This window comes from Aeromicrobium sp. JP4, from assembly GCF_054957925.1.
The window spans coordinates 104,547-123,399 of sequence record NZ_CM143290.1 but is presented as its reverse complement, the minus strand read 5'-3'; the positions used below and the strand labels follow the sequence as shown (position 1 = coordinate 123,399).

Annotated in this window: 19 protein-coding genes; 7 read left to right on the top strand and 12 right to left on the bottom strand. The window is 72.0% G+C overall.

The features are described from left to right. Positions 1–46 precede the first annotated feature (46 nt). Genes pgsA through thrS form a run of 3 tightly spaced genes read right to left on the bottom strand, consistent with a single transcriptional unit; the run spans position 47 to position 3,140 of the window. On the bottom strand, positions 47–652 hold the full coding sequence (gene pgsA, locus ACY1JX_RS00595; protein ID WP_462564850.1) for a phosphatidylinositol phosphate synthase: 606 nt from the start codon (positions 650–652) through the stop codon (positions 47–49). Beyond that, entirely contained in the window at positions 652–1,155 is a 504-nt protein-coding gene (locus tag ACY1JX_RS00590) for an HIT family protein (RefSeq protein WP_462564849.1), read from the bottom strand. Before ACY1JX_RS00590 ends, pgsA begins: the two co-directional genes overlap by 1 nt. Further along, on the bottom strand, positions 1,155–3,140 hold the full coding sequence (gene thrS / locus ACY1JX_RS00585; RefSeq protein ID WP_462564848.1) for a threonine--tRNA ligase: 1,986 nt from the start codon (positions 3,138–3,140) through the stop codon (positions 1,155–1,157). The genes ACY1JX_RS00590 and thrS overlap by 1 nt, the downstream gene beginning before the upstream one ends. A 145-nt stretch (positions 3,141–3,285) precedes the next feature. On the opposite strand from thrS, the gene ACY1JX_RS00580 reads away from it, so the two are divergent. After that, complete coding sequence (locus tag ACY1JX_RS00580) at positions 3,286–4,041, top strand: hypothetical protein (protein WP_286928388.1); 756 nt, start codon at positions 3,286–3,288, stop codon at positions 4,039–4,041. Between the two features lie 21 nt (positions 4,042–4,062). Here ACY1JX_RS00580 and ACY1JX_RS00575 read toward each other — a convergent pair whose 3' ends face one another. The 4 genes from ACY1JX_RS00575 to ACY1JX_RS00560 are packed head-to-tail and all read right to left on the bottom strand — an operon-like array spanning position 4,063 to position 10,078. Further along, positions 4,063–5,370, bottom strand: a complete 1,308-nt coding sequence (locus ACY1JX_RS00575) for a PucR family transcriptional regulator (protein WP_462564847.1) — start codon at positions 5,368–5,370, stop codon at positions 4,063–4,065. Beyond that, positions 5,367–6,800, bottom strand: coding sequence for a phytoene desaturase family protein (locus tag ACY1JX_RS00570; RefSeq protein ID WP_462564846.1), 1,434 nt, complete (start codon positions 6,798–6,800; stop codon positions 5,367–5,369). The genes ACY1JX_RS00575 and ACY1JX_RS00570 overlap by 4 nt, the downstream gene beginning before the upstream one ends. After that, complete coding sequence (locus ACY1JX_RS00565; protein ID WP_462564845.1) at positions 6,797–8,590, bottom strand: DUF3556 domain-containing protein; 1,794 nt, start codon at positions 8,588–8,590, stop codon at positions 6,797–6,799. Before ACY1JX_RS00565 ends, ACY1JX_RS00570 begins: the two co-directional genes overlap by 4 nt. A 24-nt stretch (positions 8,591–8,614) precedes the next feature. Continuing rightward, on the bottom strand, positions 8,615–10,078 hold the full coding sequence (locus tag ACY1JX_RS00560; RefSeq protein ID WP_462564844.1) for a class I adenylate-forming enzyme family protein: 1,464 nt from the start codon (positions 10,076–10,078) through the stop codon (positions 8,615–8,617). A gap of 230 nt (positions 10,079–10,308) precedes the next feature. On the opposite strand from ACY1JX_RS00560, the gene ACY1JX_RS00555 reads away from it, so the two are divergent. Genes ACY1JX_RS00555 through ACY1JX_RS00545 form a run of 3 tightly spaced genes read left to right on the top strand, consistent with a single transcriptional unit; the run spans position 10,309 to position 13,303 of the window. Then, the gene (locus ACY1JX_RS00555; protein ID WP_462564843.1) at positions 10,309–11,085 is read left to right on the top strand and encodes an MBL fold metallo-hydrolase; all 777 of its coding nucleotides are present in this window, start codon (positions 10,309–10,311) and stop codon (positions 11,083–11,085) included. Further along, positions 11,082–13,124, top strand: coding sequence for a hypothetical protein (locus ACY1JX_RS00550; RefSeq protein WP_462564842.1), 2,043 nt, complete (start codon positions 11,082–11,084; stop codon positions 13,122–13,124). The genes ACY1JX_RS00555 and ACY1JX_RS00550 overlap by 4 nt, the downstream gene beginning before the upstream one ends. After that, positions 13,121–13,303 carry a hypothetical protein gene (locus tag ACY1JX_RS00545; RefSeq protein WP_462564841.1) on the top strand — a complete coding sequence of 61 codons (183 nt, stop codon included), beginning with the start codon at positions 13,121–13,123 and terminating at the stop codon, positions 13,301–13,303. Before ACY1JX_RS00550 ends, ACY1JX_RS00545 begins: the two co-directional genes overlap by 4 nt. A gap of 1 nt (position 13,304) precedes the next feature. Here the strand turns inward: ACY1JX_RS00545 and ACY1JX_RS00540 are convergent, their stop codons facing one another. Further along, complete coding sequence (locus tag ACY1JX_RS00540) at positions 13,305–14,309, bottom strand: asparaginase (protein WP_462564840.1); 1,005 nt, start codon at positions 14,307–14,309, stop codon at positions 13,305–13,307. Positions 14,310–14,359: 50 nt separating this feature from the next. On the opposite strand from ACY1JX_RS00540, the gene ACY1JX_RS00535 reads away from it, so the two are divergent. Further along, positions 14,360–14,818, top strand: coding sequence for an RrF2 family transcriptional regulator (locus ACY1JX_RS00535; protein WP_181756028.1), 459 nt, complete (start codon positions 14,360–14,362; stop codon positions 14,816–14,818). A 13-nt stretch (positions 14,819–14,831) separates the two neighbouring features. Here ACY1JX_RS00535 and ACY1JX_RS00530 read toward each other — a convergent pair whose 3' ends face one another. Further along, positions 14,832–15,011, bottom strand: coding sequence for a hypothetical protein (locus ACY1JX_RS00530; protein WP_078700849.1), 180 nt, complete (start codon positions 15,009–15,011; stop codon positions 14,832–14,834). A 77-nt stretch (positions 15,012–15,088) separates the two neighbouring features. After that, positions 15,089–15,694 (bottom strand): phosphoribosylanthranilate isomerase, encoded by a 606-nt coding sequence (locus ACY1JX_RS00525; RefSeq protein WP_462564839.1) that lies wholly within the window; start codon positions 15,692–15,694, stop codon positions 15,089–15,091. Between the two features lie 58 nt (positions 15,695–15,752). Here ACY1JX_RS00525 and ACY1JX_RS00520 point away from each other — a divergent pair, with 58 nt between their 5' ends. Further along, positions 15,753–16,124, top strand: a complete 372-nt coding sequence (locus ACY1JX_RS00520; protein ID WP_462564838.1) for a VOC family protein — start codon at positions 15,753–15,755, stop codon at positions 16,122–16,124. Here the strand turns inward: ACY1JX_RS00520 and ACY1JX_RS00515 are convergent. After that, complete coding sequence (locus ACY1JX_RS00515) at positions 16,117–16,704, bottom strand: TetR/AcrR family transcriptional regulator (protein ID WP_462564837.1); 588 nt, start codon at positions 16,702–16,704, stop codon at positions 16,117–16,119. The genes ACY1JX_RS00520 and ACY1JX_RS00515 overlap by 8 nt on opposite strands. 79 nt (positions 16,705–16,783) lie before the next feature. Between ACY1JX_RS00515 and ACY1JX_RS00510 the strand changes: the two genes are divergently transcribed. Beyond that, positions 16,784–17,938: an MFS transporter gene (locus tag ACY1JX_RS00510; protein ID WP_462564836.1), complete on the top strand. Its 1,155-nt coding sequence runs from the start codon at positions 16,784–16,786 to the stop codon at positions 17,936–17,938. A 31-nt stretch (positions 17,939–17,969) separates the two neighbouring features. On the opposite strand, the gene ACY1JX_RS00505 is transcribed toward ACY1JX_RS00510, so the two are convergent. Next, the gene (locus tag ACY1JX_RS00505; RefSeq protein ID WP_462564835.1) at positions 17,970–18,776 is read right to left on the bottom strand and encodes a MerR family transcriptional regulator; all 807 of its coding nucleotides are present in this window, start codon (positions 18,774–18,776) and stop codon (positions 17,970–17,972) included. Positions 18,777–18,853 lie beyond the last annotated feature (77 nt).

The window sequence follows — 18,853 nt, the reverse complement described above, 5'->3', positions numbered from 1 at the left end:
GGCGCTTCACGCATCGCTCGGCGCCCGCGAGACGGACGGCCCCGGATCAGGCCGCTTCGGCCTGCCGCTTGACCATCGCCATCCGCTGCCCGACGGTCACCGCGCTGGCGACCGCGAGGGCCCAGAGGGTGATGTGCTGCAGGACCGGCAGGTCGAACAGGCCCGACAGGCCGGTCATCACGAGGATGGCCACGAGGCGGTCGGAGCGCTCGGCGATGCCGCCCTTGGCCTCCATGCCGAGCGACTCGGCGCGAGCCCGCGCGTAGGACGTCAGGCCGCCCAGCACGAGGCAGGCCAGCGCGAGGCACAGGTAGACCTTCGAGTCCCCCTCCCACGCGTACCAGAGGGCGATGCCGCCGAAGACCGCCGCGTCGCCGACGCGGTCGAGCGTGGAGTCCAGGAACGCCCCGTACTTGGAGGTGCGCCCGAGCTTGCGCGCCATCGTGCCGTCGATGATGTCGCTGAACACGAACGCCGTGATGAACATGGTGCCCCAGAAGAACTCGCCCTGTGGGAAGAGCCACAGGGCACCGACGCAGACGCCGATCGTGCCGACCCACGTGACCATGTCGGGGGTCACGCCGATCTTGATGAGGCCGTCGGCGACCGGTGAGAACAGCCGGTTCCAGAAGGCACGGAAACGCTCCAGCATCAGGCCATCTTCTCCCACACGTCCCGCAGCAGCTCGGCCGACTCGGCGATCGTCTGCGGCAGCGCCTTCGTGCGCCCGACGACGGTCATGAAGTTGGCGTCGCCGCCCCAGCGCGGGACCACGTGCTGGTGCAGGTGCTGGGAGATCGAGCCGCCCGCCGACGCCCCGAGGTTGAGGCCCACGTTGAACCCGTGCGGCGAGCTGACCTCGCCGATCGCGCGGATCGCCTGCTGGGTCAGCAGGGTGAGCTCACTGGACTCCTCGAGCGACAGCTCGGTCAGGCCCGACTCGTGGCGCAGCGGCAGCACCATGAGGTGTCCGGGGTTGTACGGGTACAGGTTCATCGCCACGAAGCAGTGCTCGCCGCGCACCACGATCAGGTCCGTCTGCCGCTCCCCCGCGACCATCGCGCAGAACGGGCAGCCCTCGTCGTTGCCGGCCTCCCGCACGTAGGCCATGCGGTAGGGCGCCCACAGCCGTTCGAGGCCGTCGGGATCGGGCATCAGACCTGCACCCGGTCGCGGACGGCCGTCACGATCTTGTCGATCGCGTCGTCGAGCGACACGCCGTTCTCCTGCTCGCCGTTGCGGAAGCGGAACGAGACGGCGTTCGCCTCGACGTCCTTGTCGCCGACCAGCACCATGAACGGCACCTTCTGCGTCTGGGCGTTGCGGATCTTCTTCTGCATGCGCTCGTCGGAGTCGTCGACCTCGAAGCGGATCCCCTCGGCGCGCAGGCGCACCGCGAGCCGCTCCAGGTACTCCACGTGCCGCTCGGCCACGGGGATGCCGACGGCCTGCACGGGCGCGAGCCACGGAGGGAACGCACCGGCGTAGTGCTCGACCAGCACGCCCATGAACCGCTCGATCGAGCCGAACTTCGCCGAGTGGATCATCACCGGCTGCTGGCGGGTGCCGTCGGCGGCGACGTACTCGAGATTGAACCGCTCGGCGGACGGCATGTTGAAGTCGTACTGCACGGTGCCCATCTGCCACGTGCGGCCGATCGCGTCGCGCGCCTGCACCGAGACCTTGGGCCCGTAGTAGGCCGCGCCGCCCGGGTCGGGCACCAGCTCGAGACCGGTCGCCGTGGCGACCTCCTCGAGGACCTTGGTGGCGTTCTCCCAGTCCTCGTCCGAGCCGATGAACTTGTCCTTGGACGCGTCGCGGGTCGAGAGCTCGAGGTAGTAGTCGTCCATCCCGAAGTCGTCGAGCAGGCTCAGCATGAAGTTCAGCAGGTGCGCCACCTCGGCGGGGGCCTGCTCGGGCGTGACGTAGGAGTGCGAGTCGTCCTGGGCGAAGCCGCGCACGCGGGTCAGGCCGTGGATCACGCCCGACTTCTCGTTGCGGTAGACGTGACCGAACTCGAACAGGCGCAGCGGCAGCTCGCGGTACGAGCGCTGGCGCGACCGGAAGATCAGGTTGTGCATCGGGCAGTTCATCGCCTTGAGGCGGTAGTCGCCACCGTCGATCTCCAGCGCCGGGAACATGCCCTCGCCGTAGTGCGGCAGGTGGCCGGACGTGTAGAACAGCCCCTCCTTCGCGATGTGCGGCGTGCCGACGTACTCGAAGCCCTCCTCGATGTGCCGGCGGCGGACGTAGTCCTCCATCTCGCGCTTGATGACGCCACCGCGCGGGTGGAACACCGGCAGGCCCGAGCCGATCTCGTCGGGGAAGCTGTAGAGGTCGAGCTCGGTGCCGAGGCGCCGGTGGTCGCGGCGCTGGGCCTCCTCGATGCGGTGCAGGTGCGCCTCGAGGTCCTCCTTGGACGCCCAGGCGGTGCCGTAGATGCGCTGCAGCTGCTTGTTCTTCTCGTCGCCGCGCCAGTAGGCGGCGGCCGAGCGCATCAGCGTGAACGCCGGGATCCGCTTGGTGGTGGGCAGGTGCGGGCCGCGGCACAGGTCCTTCCACGCCAGCGACCCGTCGCGCTTGAGGTTGTCGTAGATGCTCAGGCCGCCCTCGCCGACCTCGACGCTGGCGCCCTCGGCAGCGCCCTCCATCGACTCGTTCCCGGCGGTGGACTTCAGACCGATCAGCTCGAGCTTGTACGGCTCATCGGCCAGCTCGGCGCGGGCGTCGTCGTCGCTGATCTCACGACGGCTGAACTTCTGGCCCTCCTTGACGATCTTCTTCATCCGCGACTCAATCTTCGCCAGGTCCTCGGGGGTGAACGGGACCTCGACGTCGAAGTCGTAGTAGAAGCCGTCCGTGATCGGCGGGCCGATGCCGAGCTTCGCGTCCGGGAAGAGCTCCTGCACGGCCTGGGCCATGACGTGGGCCGTCGAGTGGCGCAGGATGTCGAGGCCGTCGGGCGAGTCGATGGCGACCGGCTCCACCGCGTCGCCGTCGGCCAGCTCGCGCGCGAGGTCGACCAAATCGCCGCCGACGCGTGCGGCGATCACCTGCGGGTCCTCGGAGAACAGCTGCCACGCCCGCGTCCCGGGGTCGACCTGCTGCTGGGCTCCGGCGACGGTGACGGACAGACTCATGTGAACCCCTCGGTGACTGGGCGGCCCCTACGGCTGGGCGGCGCTCTTGGGCTCACCCTACCGAGGTCGCCGTTTCGTCACGGGAACCGTCCCGGCCCGAGTACGCTAGGTCGACTTTGCCCCTCATCTCGGAAAGGCGTCACTCATGCGCCGCACCATCCTCGGCCTCCTGGCCGCCCTCGCCGTCGGCGCCAGCGCGACGCTCGTCGCCGCCCCCGCCCAGGCGGCCCCGAAGCCGGTCACGATCAAGAAGATCTCGAACAAGTCGATCGACTGGTACGGCACGGCGCTGGTGAAGCCGAACCTCAAGACGGCCAAGAAGGTCAAGGTCCTCAAGAAGGCCATGACCATCAAGCAGGGTGGCAAGGTGCTGCGCAAGAACCGCTCTGCGGTGAAGCTCAAGCCGGGCGCGTACATCGTGACGACGAAGATCACCTACAAGTACAAGGGCAAGAAGCGCGGCGCCTTCGCCAAGCAGCGCCTCGTCATCAAGCAGGGCCGCTGCGCCTCGGTGCTCAACATGCGCACGCTCAAGACCGACGCCGCGTTCTCCCCCGACGTCAAGGGCGACAGCGTCGCGACCGTCTCCTCCAAGCTGCGTTCGGCCGGTGAGGGCGAGCGCTACACGCCCGAGAAGCTCATCGCCCAGCTCGAGGCGCTCAAGGTGCTGATGGGCGACGAGATGCCGGAGTTCGTCGTGCTCATCGACCAGGCGATCGCCGAGGTGAAGGCGCTGCAGGCCAAGGGCGTGACGCAGCTCGAGGACCGCGTCTACCAGGGCTGCGGCAAGCAGGACATCGACGTCTACGCCACGTTCGCCAACGGCGAGCTGATGTCGGCCGAGGACGACTCGGAGTTCATGGGCATGAGCGCGGCCCGCGCCGCACTCGCCGCGCGCTGACAGCCGCTTCCCGGCCCGGGCTCAGCCCTGGCCGGGACGGCGGTGACCGTCGGGCTCACGCAGCAGGTCGTCACCGAGCAGGCGGCACGCCAGGAGCGCCAGCTCGAGGTCGACCCGCCGGTCGCCGAGCCGTTCGTCCAGCTCCGCGCTGATCCGCTCGATGCGGTACTTGACGGTGTTGCGATGGACCTGCAGGGCCTCGGCGGTGCCCTGGAAGTTGCGCTCGTGGTCGAGCCACGCGCCCAGCGTCTCGCGCGCTCGGGCGGCGGCGGGTGAGACCTCACCCAGTGGACCCAGCACGTCGCGCACCCAGCGGGGCAGCGCTCCCGGCTGCTGCAGCAGCATCGAGATCAGGGCGATCCCGCGGCCGTCGTAGCCGACGACCTGGCTGATCCGGTCGCCCGCCGCGAGCGCCAGCTCGAAGGTGTCCCGCGCCTGGGCGTGCGTGCGCCGGAAGCCGTCGATCCCCGACTCCGGAAGCCCCACGGCCGCGCCCACGTCGGGGAACTTCGCCAGCACCTCGCGCACCTGCCGCACGATCGGCTCGGCGCGCAGCCCGCGACCGATCCACAGCCACGCGGTCGTGCGGTCGACGGCCGAGAACAGCGGTGCGGTGCCGGTGCCGACGGTGCCCTCGAGCTCGCGGCTGATCCGCTCCATCGCGACGAGCGCGTCGGTGATGCCGTCCTCGTCGCGCGACCAGAGCACGAGCCCCACATGGTGCTGGTCGAAGCGGTAGCCGGTCTCGGACTCGAAGTCGTGCACCGAGGTGTCCACGCCCCGCAGCAGTCCCTGCAGCATCGCCGAGGCGACGTTGCCCGACGTGGTGGCCCACCGCCCCCGCTCGTCCTCGTACCGGTCGAGCAGGTGCAGGCAGATCCAGTCGATGTACTGGTGGACGTCGTCGGCGATGACCTTCAGGGCGCGCAGGGTGAGGGTGCGATCGGCGTCGATCGCCTCGGCCTCGTCGAGCACCACGGTCATGAGGTACTCCTGGCCCATCTGGTAGGCGCGGACGAGCGAGTACGACGGCACGCCGCGCTGCGCCAGCCGCAGCGCGTACTCCACGGCGGCGGTCGGCGCCTGGATGCGGTCGACGGGGATCGCGTTGATGAGCAGGTGGACGATCGTGTTGATGTTGCTGTCGACGCTCGCGTCCAGCAGGTCGATCAGCGGCTGGTCCAGGTCGAGATCGCCGATCGAGCGGATCTTGTCCGTCAGGACCCGGGTCAGGTACGGCTGCTCCTCGGAGAGGCGCTGTCCGAGGAGCGCCACGAGCCGGCGGACCTCGGCGGAGTCGGGACCCGCTCCGGGGGGCGGCTGGGTCATGGCCCGATGGTCCCGGCGATGCCCGCACGGCGCAAGGCCCTCGTGGCGGCGAGATGGCCGCACATGCCGTGGGCGCCCGCGCCGGGCGGCGTCGCGGCCGAGCACAGCCAGGTTCCGGGCACGCCCGTGGCGTAGGGGTCCAGCCCGACCCGCGGACGGAAGATCAGCTGCCGTGGCGTGTTGGCGCCGGTGACGATGTCGCCGCCCACGTAGTTCGTGTTGTCGCGCACGATCTGCTCGGTCGATCGGACCGACATGGCGACGATGCGCTCGCGGACGCCCGGGGCGAACCGCTCGATCTGGGACAGGATCGCCTCGGTGGCGTCACCGGTGAACCCCGACGGCACGTGGGCGTACGCGTCGATCGGGTGCACGTCCCCGGCGCGACGGCCGGGGTCGGCCTGCGACTGCTGGCCCAGCAGGACAAAGGGCCGCCCCGGCATCCGGCCGCGCCACACGTCCCGCTCGGCGGCGGCGATCTCGGTCATGCTGCCGCCCAGGTGGACGGTGCCGGCGCTGCGGGTGGGCTCGTGCGTCCACGGCACGCCGCCGTCCACTGCCAGCGCCACCTGGAACGCGCCGGGACCGAAGCGGTAGCCGCGATAGGCGCGGGCGATCCGGCCCGGCAGGGCGTCGCCGAGGATGTCGGCCGCGGCACGGGGGCTGGTGTCGAGCATGACGATGTCGGCGTGCGCCACCTGGTCGCGACGCGTGACGCTGACCCCGGTGCCGATCGTGCCGCCGAGCGCGGTGAGGCGCTCGGCCATGGCGCGGGTGATCGCCGCCGAGCCGCCCTCGGCGACCGGCCAGCCGTAGCGGTGCGCCGCGGTGCCGAGCGCCACGCCGATCGCGGCCGACATCGGGGCGTTGAGCGGGCGGAACGCGTGCGCCGCGACCCCCGCGAACAGGGCGGCCGACTCCTCCGACCCCAGCATCCGTCCCAGCCACGTGGCAGGCAGCAGGCTCGCCATGCCGAAGCCGGCCAGGGCGATCGGGTGCCGCGGCACGTGCAGCATCGGCTGGAGGAACTCGTGGGCGATCCGGTCGAAGCGCGCCGAGAGCGGGCCGAAGACACGACGGTAGGCGCGGCCCGACTTCCCCAGCGACTGCGCGGTGCGGTCGACGTCGCGCCACACGGCGGCGCCGCCACCCCCGTCGAGCGGGTGGGCGTACTGCACCTCCGGCCAGCGCCAGGCCAGCCCCTCGCGGGACAGGTCGAACGCGCGGCTGAACGCCGTGTCGACGGCCAGCGGATGGAAGCCGGAGCACTCGTCGTGGAGCACGCCGTCGGCCGTGTAGTGACCGCTGCGGGTGCCGCCGCCGATCTCGTCGGCGGCCTCGAGCACCTCGACCTGGACCCCGGCCTGCGCCAGGGTGAGGGCGGCAGCGAGCCCGTTGGGCCCACTGCCGACCACCACCGCCGTCGTCACGTCGTCACCTTCTCCTCACCGGAGAGCTCGCCTGCCGGGCGGTAGCCCGGGGCCTGCCACGTCACCGTGTGCTTGACGCCGTTCGGGATCCAGGGTTGCTCGGTGACAGCATCCCGCACGTCGTACCAGCCGCGCTCGACGACGCCCAGGGCCGCGTCGATCACCTTGTACTGGACCTTCGTGGTGTGGATCGGCTGGGACTCGGTGAACGTGGTGACCCACTCCCCCGGCTCGAAGTGGCAGCGCTCCTGGACCGCCGCGATCGTCCGCTCGTCGAACAGGTGCCCGTCGCCGAACTGCCAGCCCAGCAGGACGGTGCAGACGACCTCGCCCTCGCGCAGCCGGTAGTTCTCCAGCGCGTCCACGTGACGCTGCATGAGCGCCAGCTGCACGCGGCCGTGGCTGTGCATGCTGCGGAACGCGACGCACTTCTGCAGGAAGACCTCCGCCACGCCGTAGCCGTAGACCGCGGCGAGCTGCTCGCGTTGGATCTTCATGCCCTTCGTCAGGCCGGTGTCGAGCTTGTCCTCGGCGCCGTTCATCCGGAACGCCATCGTGCCCGAGGCCCAGTTGCCGGCGTACTGGCGCATGGAGATGAGGAACGACACCCACTCGGGCTTGAGGTTGCCCAGGATCGGCCCGGTGAGGAAGCCGACCAGGACCACCGCCAGCAGCCACGGGCTGCTGAAGTCGCCCACGCCGTAGCCGTCGCCGGCGAAGAACCCGCCGAACAGGAACGGCGTCACGAAGATGAAGAAGATGTTCCACTCCAGCGGCACCGCGAGCGGGTAGGTGGAGTAGATGAACAGGTGGAACGCCATCATGCCGGCGATCGCGAGCCACGTGACCGTCTCGTTCGTGGAGAACAGCAGCACGAGCGGCAGCACCAGCTCGACGACGGTGCCGCCGATGTGCGCCCACGTGAACGCCATCTTCGTCGGCATCAGGTCGCCGTTCTCGACGTCGCGGTAGAGCGTGCGCTTGAACCGCTTCGAGGTGAGCCACGGCGTGTTGCTCATCATCGCCTGCACCACGAAGGTGAGGTGGTGCCCGAACTTGGAGACGCCGGCGCCCAGCCAGATCGTCACCATGGCGATCTTGGCCACCAGGATCATGTCCACGTGCGACGAGAGCACCCCGAACGCCAGCAGGCACAGCGCGTACTGCTCGGGGCGCGAGGCCAGGAACACGACCTTGTCGCGGAAGGCCATCACCGCCAGGCCCGCCACGTAGGCGATGAGCGGCCACGTGGCGATCAGGCCCGCGTCGGAGTACGCCGCCGCCGTCTGCTCTCCCGGCAGGACGAGCGCGACCACGAGCAGTGCCACGAGCGCGAGGTACAGCGCCACGTCGAACACCGTGCGGCCGGAGCCGGCGGTTCCCGGGACCTTGTCGCCGTAGGGCGGGCAGCGCAGCGTGCCGACCCGGGCCCAGTACTTCCAGCCGCCGGTGAACGGGCCGAACTTGAACGACAGCGGTCCCCACGAGGCGGCGTGGCCCGTGATCTCCCACAGCACGATCCAGACCATGAGCTTCTGGTAGACGATCAGCTCGCCCCACCAGCCGCCGAGGTCGAACAGCCCGATCCCCGGGGTGGTCAGCCCGACGACGAGCCAGCCGCCGACGATGAAGACGACCGTCTTGACCAGGTAGAGCGCGTGCATCTGCTTGGGGCCGCCGAACCCGTAGTCGGCCCAGTGCAGCGCGAGCATCCTCATCCGGTCCATGACCGGCATCTGCTCGAACTGCTCCGGATCGACCGGTGGCATGTCCGCTGTGGTGAATCCCATGAACCTCGACCTTCCTCGATGTGATCAGGCGCTGCGCACGAGTCGGCGCAGGGTGGGCTTGTCGATCTTTCCGACCGGGTTCTTCGGCAACGCCTCGATGACGTCGACGGCGGCGGGCACCTTCACCCGGGTCAGCTCACGGCGGCAGTGCGCGAGGACGTCGTCCTCGGTCAGCACGGCGCCGGGGTATGCCACGACGAACGCGACGGGCACCTCGCCGAGGACGTCGTCGGGACGGCCGACGACCGCGACCTCCAGGACACCCTCGATTCCGGCGATCGTGTTCTCGATCTCCTTGGGGTACAGGTTCTCGCCGCCGCGGATGATCATGTCCTTGATGCGGTCGACGAGCTGCAGGTAGCCGTCCTCGTCGAGCCGTCCCACGTCGCCGGTGTGCAGCCAGCCGTCGACGATCGTGTCGGCGGTGGCCTGCGGCTGGTTGAGGTAGCCCTGCATCACCGTGGGGCCACTGATCAGGACCTCGCCGATCTCGCCGGCCGGCAGGTGCTCGCCGTAGGGGTCGCCGATCGCGATCCGCTGCCCCGGCAGTGCCGGTCCGACGGTGCCGAGCTTGCGGACGGCGTCCGGGCCGACGGGGTTGCACGCCGACGCGCACGTTCCCTCGGTGAGGCCGTAGCCCTCGACCATGAGGAAGCCGAAGCGCCGCTCGCACGCGGTCAGCAGCTCCTGGGAGACCGGCGCGGCGCCGCACACCACGAACCGCAGCGACGACGTGTCGGGCTCGACCTCGGCGGGCAGGGACGCCAGCAGCGCGTAGATGGTCGGCACCGCGGAGAAGTACGTCGGCCGGATCCGCTCGACCTCGTCGAAGAAGGTCTGCGGGCTGAAGCGGCCGACGATCGTGAGGCGGCCGCCCACCCGCAGCGGGGCCAGCAGCGAGACCATCACGGCATTGACGTGGAACAGGGGCAGGATCAGCAGGCAGTGGTCGTCAGCGTCGAGCTCCAGGTGCCGCGCCATCGCGTCCGACATCGCATCGACGTTCGCGTGGCTGAGCATGACGCCCTTGGGACGGCCGGTGGATCCGCTCGTGTAGACCAGCAGCGCCAGGTCCTGCGGCGCGAGCTCGACCGGGGCGGCGCCCGTGGGGGTGGCCGTGGCGAGGGAAGCCACGGTGACGGGTCGGGCGCCGCCGGTCGGTGCGTCGTCGCTCTCGACGACGATGAGTCGGGCGCCGGAGTCGGTCACCTGGTGGGAGGCCTCGACCTGCGTGAAGGCCGGGTTCACCGGGGTCGCCACCCCGCCGAGTCGCCAGGCGGCGAGCAGGCACACGACCAGCTCCACCCGGTTCGCCAGCATGACGGCCAGCACGTCGCCGCGCCCGAAGCCCTCCTGCGCCAGCCGCCCCGCCACGGCGTCGACGCGCCGGGCGAGCTCGGCGAACGTGAGGGACAGTCGGTCGTCCGCGACGGCGGGCGCGGCACCGAAGCGATCGGCCAGCGCGTCAGCCAGGTACGGCAGGGTCATCGGGCATCCTTCCGGGTCTTCTCGGTCGGGGTTCGGGGATGTGATGTACACCACATGCGTGGACGCTAGGGCACCCTCCGGGCCCGCCGAACCTCCATTTCGGCAGAACTTTCGAGCTTGGACTGTGCACCGCGGACAAACGCGAGGCTGCCGGGCGCGCACGTTGTCACTCGTGCACAACTTGGCGGCCGCTCTTGTCACTTCGGCCCATGGAGGCGCCACACTGAGGCATGACGGCCGTCACGTGGTGGGGACACTCGTTCGTCACGGTCGAGCTCCCGGGGGCCACCGTGGTGACCGATCCGCTGATGTCCCGGCGGCTCTTCCACGTGCGGCGCGCCTCGGACCCTCCGCCGGCTCACGCCACCCGGGCCGACCTCGTGCTCATCTCGCACCTGCACCACGACCACCTGCACCTGCCGACCCTGCGCCGGTTCGACGACGCGGTGCCGATCGTCGTCCCACGCGGGGCCGTGCAGGCGGTGCGCTCGCTGGAGCGCCTCCAGACGATCGAGGTCGTGCCGGGCGACCGGCTCACCGTGGCCGGTGTCGACGTCGAGGTGCTGCCCGCCCGTCACGACGGTCGCCGCGACAAGCGGCCCGGCGCCGCGGAGGCGACCTCCCTGGGCTTTCGCTTCGGTCGTGACGGGACCACCTGCTGGTACCCGGGCGACACCGGCGTGATGGACTTCGCGGCGGTCGAGCCGGTCGACCTCGCCCTGGTGCCGATCGGCGGCTGGGGGCCGTCCCTCGGCGACGGTCACCTCGACCCCGAGCAGGCCGTCGAGGCGGTCCGCGCGGTGGGCGCCCGCTGGATCCTCCCGGTCCACCACGGCACGTACTGGCCGGTGGTGCTGCGCTCGTCCGGCCCCACCCACGAGCAGTGGTTCCAGCGGCCCGCGCCGCGCTTCCGGGCCGCCGCCGCGGGTGCCGGGCTCGGAGCCCGCGTCGTGATGCCGCCGATGGGTGTCCGCACGCCCCTGCCGCGTGGGACCATGCCGGTGTGAGCCAGACCACGCCCGTCGGGTGGGCCGCCGCACCCGTGCAGGCCGCACGACGATCTCGGTGGGTGCCGCGCGTGCCGGACCTCCTGCAGGCGCTGTGGACGGTCGTCGTCGTCGGGGTCGGCGTCACCCTCGGCCTCCTCGCCGTGGGCGAGGAGGTCTACGACGAGCTCGAGCTCGTCCTCGTCGTCATGGTGGCGATGTTCCTCGTCGACGTCATCCTGGCCACTCCCCTGCGCCTGCTGGCCTCGCGCGGCAGCGTGCTGCTCGCGATGGCCCTCGGTCTCGGCGCCCAGGTGCTCGTGCTCGGCGCCGCCATCAGCCTGGGCGCCCGGGCGAACCTCTCCGTCGGGGACACGGTCGTGGTCCTGCTGGTCGCCTCCGCGGTGATGGCGGTAGGTCGCTGGTTCTCCGGGGCGACCGACAGCGGCTACGTGGTCGGCGCCGCCACCGCCCGCACCTCGCGTGCCCTGCGCTCGCGGACCGACTCCGACGGGCGCGGCATGCTCATCGTGCAGCTCGACGGCCTGGCGCTGCCGGTGCTGCGGCGCGCCATCGCCGGCGGCCAGGCACCCAACATCGCCCGCTGGATCGGCTCCAGCCACACGCTGAGCGGATGGTGGGCCACCATCCCCTGCACGACCCCCGCCAGCATGGCCGGCTTCCTGCACGGGAGCCCCGACGTGCCCGCGTTCCGCTGGTGGGACCGGCGCTCGGGCCGACTGCTCGCCGCGGGCAACCCGGCCGACTCACGGCTCGTCGAGTCGCGGTTCCCGCCCGACTCGGGGCTGCTGACCGAGGGCAGCGCCATCAGCACGACCTACACCGGCGGATCGTCGCGGGCCTACCTCACGATCAGCAAGGCGACCCGCGCCCGCGACCTCGGCTCCGGCTCGGCGTACCTGGCCTTCTTCATCCGTCCGTTCCTGCTGCCCGGCGCTCTCGTGATGACGATCGGCGAGGTGCTCAAGGAGCTCCACCAGGGCTACCGCCAGCGCGCCCGCGACGTGCAGCCCCGCATCCCGCGCAAGGGCGGCTACGTCGTCCTGCGCGGCGTGACGAACGTGCTGCTGCGCAAGCTCAACCTGTCGCTGGTCGCCGAGGAGATGGCGAGCGGCTCGCCGATGATCTTCGTGGACTTCGTCGACTACGACGAGATCGCCCACCACGCGGGTCCGGAACGCCCCGAGGCGATGCGCGCGATCGAGGGCCTCGACGGCGTCCTGGCGGCGCTCGAGGAGGTCGCCCGATCGGTCGCCACCCCCTACGACCTGGTGCTGGTGTCCGACCACGGGCAGAGCCTGGGCGCACCGTTCTCCCAGCTGGCGGGCTGCTCGTTCCCCGACCACGTGGCGGCGCTCATGCGTCCGGACCGCGGCGGGGCGTCGTTGCTCACCACGACCGGCGGCGGCGAGGAGCTCGGCCCCCTCAACGCCCTGGCCTCATCCGTCGTCGGCGAGGGCAAGCGCCAGCCGGAGAAGGTCGTGTCCGACTCCGCCGACCCCGAGGTCGTCGTCACCGGTGGCGGCAACCTCGGCATGGTGTGGTTCCCTCGGCGTGACTCGCGGCCCACGCTCGCCGAGGTGGACGCCGCGTGGCCTCGCCTCGTGCCCGGCCTGCTGGCCAGCCCCGGCGTCGGGCTCGTGCTGTCGACCGACGAGACCGGCGCTCCCCTCGTGCTCGGGCCCGACGGCACCCGCGGCCTGGGGCCCGACGGCGCCTCCACGGGGAACGATCCCCTCCGCGGCTTCCCCTCCCGGACGGCGCTCGACCTCGCGCGCCTGCACGCGCTGCCCGACTCCGGTGACCTCGTCGTGATCTCCACCGTGGACGAGCTCGGCGGGATCCACGCCTTCGAGGGGCAGGTCGGGTCGCACGGCGGCATCGGCGGCCCGCAGAACCACGCCGTCCTGATCCATCCCCGCGACTGGAAGATCGACCCCGACCTCGCCGAGCACGTGCCGGAGCTGGGCGACTCCCCCGTCATCGTCGGCGCGTGGAACGTGCACCGCCAGCTGCGCACCTGGGCGGACGAGGCATGACCTCACGGATCGACGACCTGGAGCGGTGGGTCACCCACGGCGGCACGTGTCGCCTCGTGGAGACCGACGCCGCGGGCGCCGAGGTCGTGCTGTGCCGGTGCGACGGCGGCGAGGAGGTCGAGCGGTTCCGGACGAGCGACGTGGCCGTGATCGACTGGGTGCGCCAGCGGGCGGACTAGGTCAGAACGTCGCGCGGATCGCGCCGACGGCGTGGCCGGCGCCCAGCACCGCGCGCTCGCGCAGCGACTCCACGGCCTCGTGGTCCACGTCGTCGCCGGAGAACGCACCGAGCGCGTCGAGCGCGGCCACCAGGACCGGCGCGAGGGGTCGCTCCGCCCCGTCGAGCACCTTGAACGCCACGGCGCGCCCGTCGGGCAGGCCGGCCGCGAAGATGCCGTCGGCACCGTCCTTCGCCACGAGGCCGGGCACCGCGCGCATCAGGGTCGTGGTGGGACGCTGTCCGCCGGCGACCATCTGCGGGTGCGTCGACATGGCGTGCGCCACCCGCGCCTCGGCCGAGTCGGGATCCTGCTGCGGCGACGCCGCGAGCCGCCCGATCCCGCGCGCCAGTCCCGTGACGGTCGTCGCGAACAGCGGCGCGCCACAGCCGTCGACGGTCTCGTGGCTCACGGGCACCCCGGTGAACTCCCCGATCGTCTCGCGGATCGCGCGCTGCAGCGGGTGATCCGGCGCCAGGTACGTCTCGGTGTCCCAGCCGGCCGTGACGCACGTGAGGAGCATTGCGGCGTGCTTGCCCGAGCAGTTCTGGCTGATCTGCTCGGGGCCCTGGCCGCTCTCGAGCCAGTCGCGCATCGCCGTGGTCCCCCACGGCAGGTCGGGGGTGTTGCGCAGGGCGCGCTCGTCGAGGCCGGCGCGGGCGAGGATCGCCAGCGCACCGGCGATGTGGTCGGGCTCGCCGTTGTGGCTCGCGGCAGCCAGGGCCATGAGGCGCTCGGGCAGGTCGAGCCCGTTACGGACCATCGCGACGGCCTGGAACGGCTTGACGCTGGAGCGCGGCCACATCGTGACCTCCGGGTCTCCCAGCGTCAGCACCGGCGTGCCGTCTGCTCCGAGGGCGACGAGGTGGCCCAGGTGCACCGACTCGACGAGGTCGCCGCGCACGACGTGCGCGAGCGGGGCGGCGGTCACGGTGGAGACGTCGGGGGAAGGGGAAGCAGTCGTCACATTCGGAGGATAGTCACGGAACGGCCGGTCGGCTTTGCGACACTGGGGCGGTGAGAGTCTCGACGAAGTCCGACTACGCGCTGCGGGCGCTGATCGAGTTGGCGGCCGAACCGGGTGACAAGCCCGTCACCGCCGACGAGCTGGGCCGTCGTCAGGACATCCCTCACGGGTTCCTCCAGTCGATCCTGGGAGACCTGCGCAAGGCGGGGATCCTGCTGTCCCAGCGCGGGCAGTCCGGGGGCTGGCGGATGGCCCGACCGCCCTACGCCGTCACCGTCGCGGACGTCTTCCGGGCCGTCGACGGACCCATCGTCTCGATCTACGGGCTGCGTCCCGAGGCCGTCGAGTACAACGGCCGGGCCGAGATCCTCAAGCCGGTGTGGATCGCCGCGCGCGACGCCCTGCGCGAGGTGCTGGAGACGGTCACGATCGAGCAGCTCGCCGAGGGGGCGCTGCCGTCGTCGGTCATGAAGCGCACCGAGCACATCGAGGCCTGGCGCTCGCGCTGAGCGCTCCCGGTCGTCACGACGCCAGCGCCGCGAACGCCTCGTAGACCATGTAGGCGGGCCAGAAGAGGCCCTGGAAGATCGCGTAGAGGTGCTCCCAGAGGCCGTCGGCCTCGGTCCAGAACCACACCCACGCGCCGAACATCCCGAGACCGTAGATCGCGCCGCCGCCGGCGGCCGCCGTTCCGTTGGCCATGTCACGCCTTCCAGCCGTCGCGGAGAGTTCCGCTGCTCCCACTGTCGCGACCGCGCGGGTGCACCCGCAACCGGGCCTCAGGCCCGCAGCGCCGCCTCCACGAAGGCGCGGATGAGCTCCGACGACTTCTCACCGGGCGCGGTCTCCACCCCGCTCGAGACGTCGACGCCCCAGGGCCGGACGGCTTCGACCGCCTCACGGACATTCGCCGGGGACAGGCCCCCGGCGATCAGCCACGTGCCGTCCGGCGCGCGGTCGGCGAGGTCCGAGAGGTCCCACCGCTCCCCCGACCCCGGCTTCGGGGCGTCGAGCAGCAGCACCTCCTCGCCCCAGGCACCCACCTCCAGCGGCGGGTCGAGGTCGAGCGAGGTCGCCCGCCAGACCCGCGGGACGACCTCCAGCGCGGCGGCGAAGTCCTGCTGGTCGTAGGCCCGGCCGTGCAGCTGGAGCACGTCGAAGCCGAGGCGGCGCGCGGTGCGCGCGGCGTCCTCCGCCGGCATGTCGTTGACGACCAGCACGGAGTCGGCGCTGCCGCGGGCAGCCTCGATCACGGCGCGCGCATCGTCGTCGGTGGCCCGCCGGGAGCTGGTCCGGTTCATCACCACGCCCACGGCGTTGGCCCCGGCACCCGTCGCCACGCGGGCGTGCTCGGCCGTGCGGAGGCCGCAGATCTTGACGTACACGCGTCCATCCTCGCAGTCGGGCCTGGCCCGGCGGCCTCCCACGGGAGACACTGGCCGCGTGACGGAGACCATCCCCATCCTGCCGAGCGCCGACTTCGACGTCACCGTGAGCTTCTGGGACCGCTTCGGGTTCACGCCCCGCGGGCGGTGGGACGAGTACCTGATCCTGCGGCACGAGGACCTCGCGATCGAGCTGCACTTCTGGCTCGACGACTCCGTCGACCGCTGGACGAACGACGTGGCCTGCTACCTCCGCTTCCCGGACCCCGAGGCGGCTCGCGCGTGCCACGCGGAGTGGAGCCACGTCGAGGTCCCAGAGCCGGCGGTCCTCAGCTCTCCGCGCGACGAGCCGTGGGGCGCCACGGAGTTCCACGTCATCGACCTGCACGGCAACCTCGTGCGGGCCGGTGGGTTCCCGCCCGTCAGCTGACGAGCCGTGCGGCGGTCTCCCGCGCCACGGCGAGCATCCGTCCGTCGCCGTCGATCCCGCGCTGCGCGACTCCGCCCTCCAGGAGCAGGAAGAGGTGGTCGGCGACTGCGGCAGGGTCGGTCACGTCGGGGCGGTCCACGCGCAGGAGCTCCTCGAGCTTGCTCCGCACGGCCGCCTTGTGGGCCCGGACCACGGCCTGACCGGGGTGTCCGGCGGGCAGCTCGCCCGCGGCGTTGAGGAAGCCGCAGCCCCGGTCGATCGACGGGGCGTCGAGGGCGTAGGCGTCGAAGACGGCGAGCACGCGCGGCGCAGGTGCCGACGCCAGCCGCTCCTCCAGGCGGTCCCACCACGCGGCGTGCCGGGCCTGCAGGTAGGCGGCGATCAGGGCGTCCTTTGAGCCGAACCGGTCGTAGAGCGTGCGCTTCGTGACGCCGGAGGCCTCGGCAATGGCGTCGACGCCCACCGCGTGGATGCCGTGGCGGTAGAACAGGTCGGCCGACGCGTCGAGGATCCGCCGGGCGCCGGGCGTGAGGTCGGGGACGCGCAGCGCCTCCTCGTGCCCGATGGTCGACTCCACCATGCGTTCCTCCGATCGACTTCACCGGTCAGTGTAGTACCGTCGACAGCGTGGTTCACCGATCAGTGAAGTTCCCGTCCCGATGAGCTCCGTCACCTCGCACCGCGACGAGCTCGCGCTCAGCGCCGCGGGGCTCTGCCTCATCGGCGCCTGCTACGGACTGGCGAGGTTCGCGTACGGCCTGTTCGTGCCGGCGTTCCGGGACGAGTTCACCCTCGGCGCCGCCGCGGCCGGCACGATCGCGGCGGGTGGGTACGTCGTCTACTGCGTCGCGATCCTGGCGTCGTCCACTCTCACTCCGCGTCTGGGTGGGCGCGCGGTCGCCGTCGCGGCCGGCGCCCTCGCGACCGCCGGAACGCTGACGGTCGCGCTGGCGCCGAGCGCCCCGGTGCTCGTCCTCGGCGTCCTCCTCGGCGGAGCGAGCACGGGCGTCGTCTCCCCGGCACTCGCCCACGCGGTCGCCGGCACCGTGGCACGGGAGCGGCAGGCCCGCACCCAGACCGTCGTCAACGCCGGCACGGGCGTGGGCGTGGCCGTCGCGGGGCCGATCGCGCTGCTCACCCAGCAGGAGTGGCGCGCGGCCTGGCTGGCCTTCGCCCTGCTGAGCGCCCTCGCCACCCTCGGCGCCGCCCTCGGCGTGCCGCACGGCGAGCGACGACGCGCCGGACGCTATCCGTTGCTCCCCCGACCGCTGTTCCCCACGGGCAGCGTCCGGCTCACCGTCGCCGCTGCACTCACGGGCGTCGCCAGCGCCGCGGTCTGGACGTTCGGGCGCGACCTCCTGGTCACGGACGGTCACCTCGGCGAGCAGGCCTCGACCATCGCGTGGATCCTGCTGGGCGCCTTCGGCGTCCTGGGTGCCGCCGGGGGCGACCTCACCGAGCGGTTCGGCCTCCGCGCCGCCTGGACGGCGACCGCGCTGGTGCTCGCGGGCGCCACCGCCGCCGTCGCGGCCTGGCCCGGGAGCCTCCTCGCCGCGTGCTTCGCGCTGGCCGCCTTCGGCGCGGCCTACATCGCCGCGAGCGGCCTGCTCCTGCTGTGGGGAACGCGCGTGCATCCGCGGAGCCCGGCCGCGGGCGTCGGCTGGGGCTTTCTCGTCCTCGCCCTCGGACAGGCCGTCGGAGCGGCGACGCTCGGCGCGGTGGCCGACGCCTCCAGCACGCGACTCGCCTTCGCGGTGGCGGCCGCCCTGGGGGTCGCGGCTGCCGCGGTGCGACCGCGCGAGCTTGCGACCTAGGACGAGGGCGGCCGCTCGACAGCGTGGCGGGTCATGCCCCGGTCCCTCCTCCGACGTGGAACACGGGCCAGCCGATCTCGGTCCGCCACGCATCCGGGTCGTCGGTGTCGCGGGGGCCGACCAGGTAGGTCTCGCGCACCGGGCCGGCCACCGCCAGGGCGTTGGAGACCAGCCAGGCGCCCACCGCCCCGTAGCTCACGTCGATGTCGTCGTGCGGGCCCACGTGGGTCGTCACCGCCAGCTCAACGGCCGGCAGCGTCGCCGGCCGGATGCGCCCGACGGCCTCGGGTCGGGGCGTGGGGCGGTACAGCAGGATGCGGCCGCGGCCGACCTCGACCAGCTCGTTGTCGAACAGCGCCCCGGGCACGCCGGTGGGCTCGCGGACGCCCGCATCGAGCTCGGCGATGGCTCCGGCGTACCAGGTCAGCACGTCGGCGTGGTCCACCTCGGCCTCGATGCCCGCCACCGTCGTCTCCGGCACCGACCTCAGCTCGACCTCGAGCGGTGCCGGCTCGGGCTGGAGCAGCCGGCGCAGGCTGACCACGGCCGCGCGGGTGCGCTGCAGCTCGGCCTCGAGCCGGTCGAGGTGGTCGGCGAAGAGCGACGCCCGGGCCTCGACATCAGGCGTCAACAGGATGCGCCGCACGTCCGCCAGCGGGACGTCGAGCTGGCGCAGCCGGTGGATGACCTGGGCGGTGGGGATCTGGTCGGCGCTGTAGTACCGGTAGCCGGTCTGGTCGTCCACCGTGTCCGGGACGAGCAGGTCCGCCTCGTGGTACCGCCGCAGCGTGCGCACGCTCAGATGCGTCATCCGGGAGAACTCGCCGATCGCCAGCACGTGATCAGTGTGCACTCTCCCCCTGCGGGAGGGTCCAGTCCTTGACCCTCCCGTCCGGACACGCCGGAGGCTGTTCG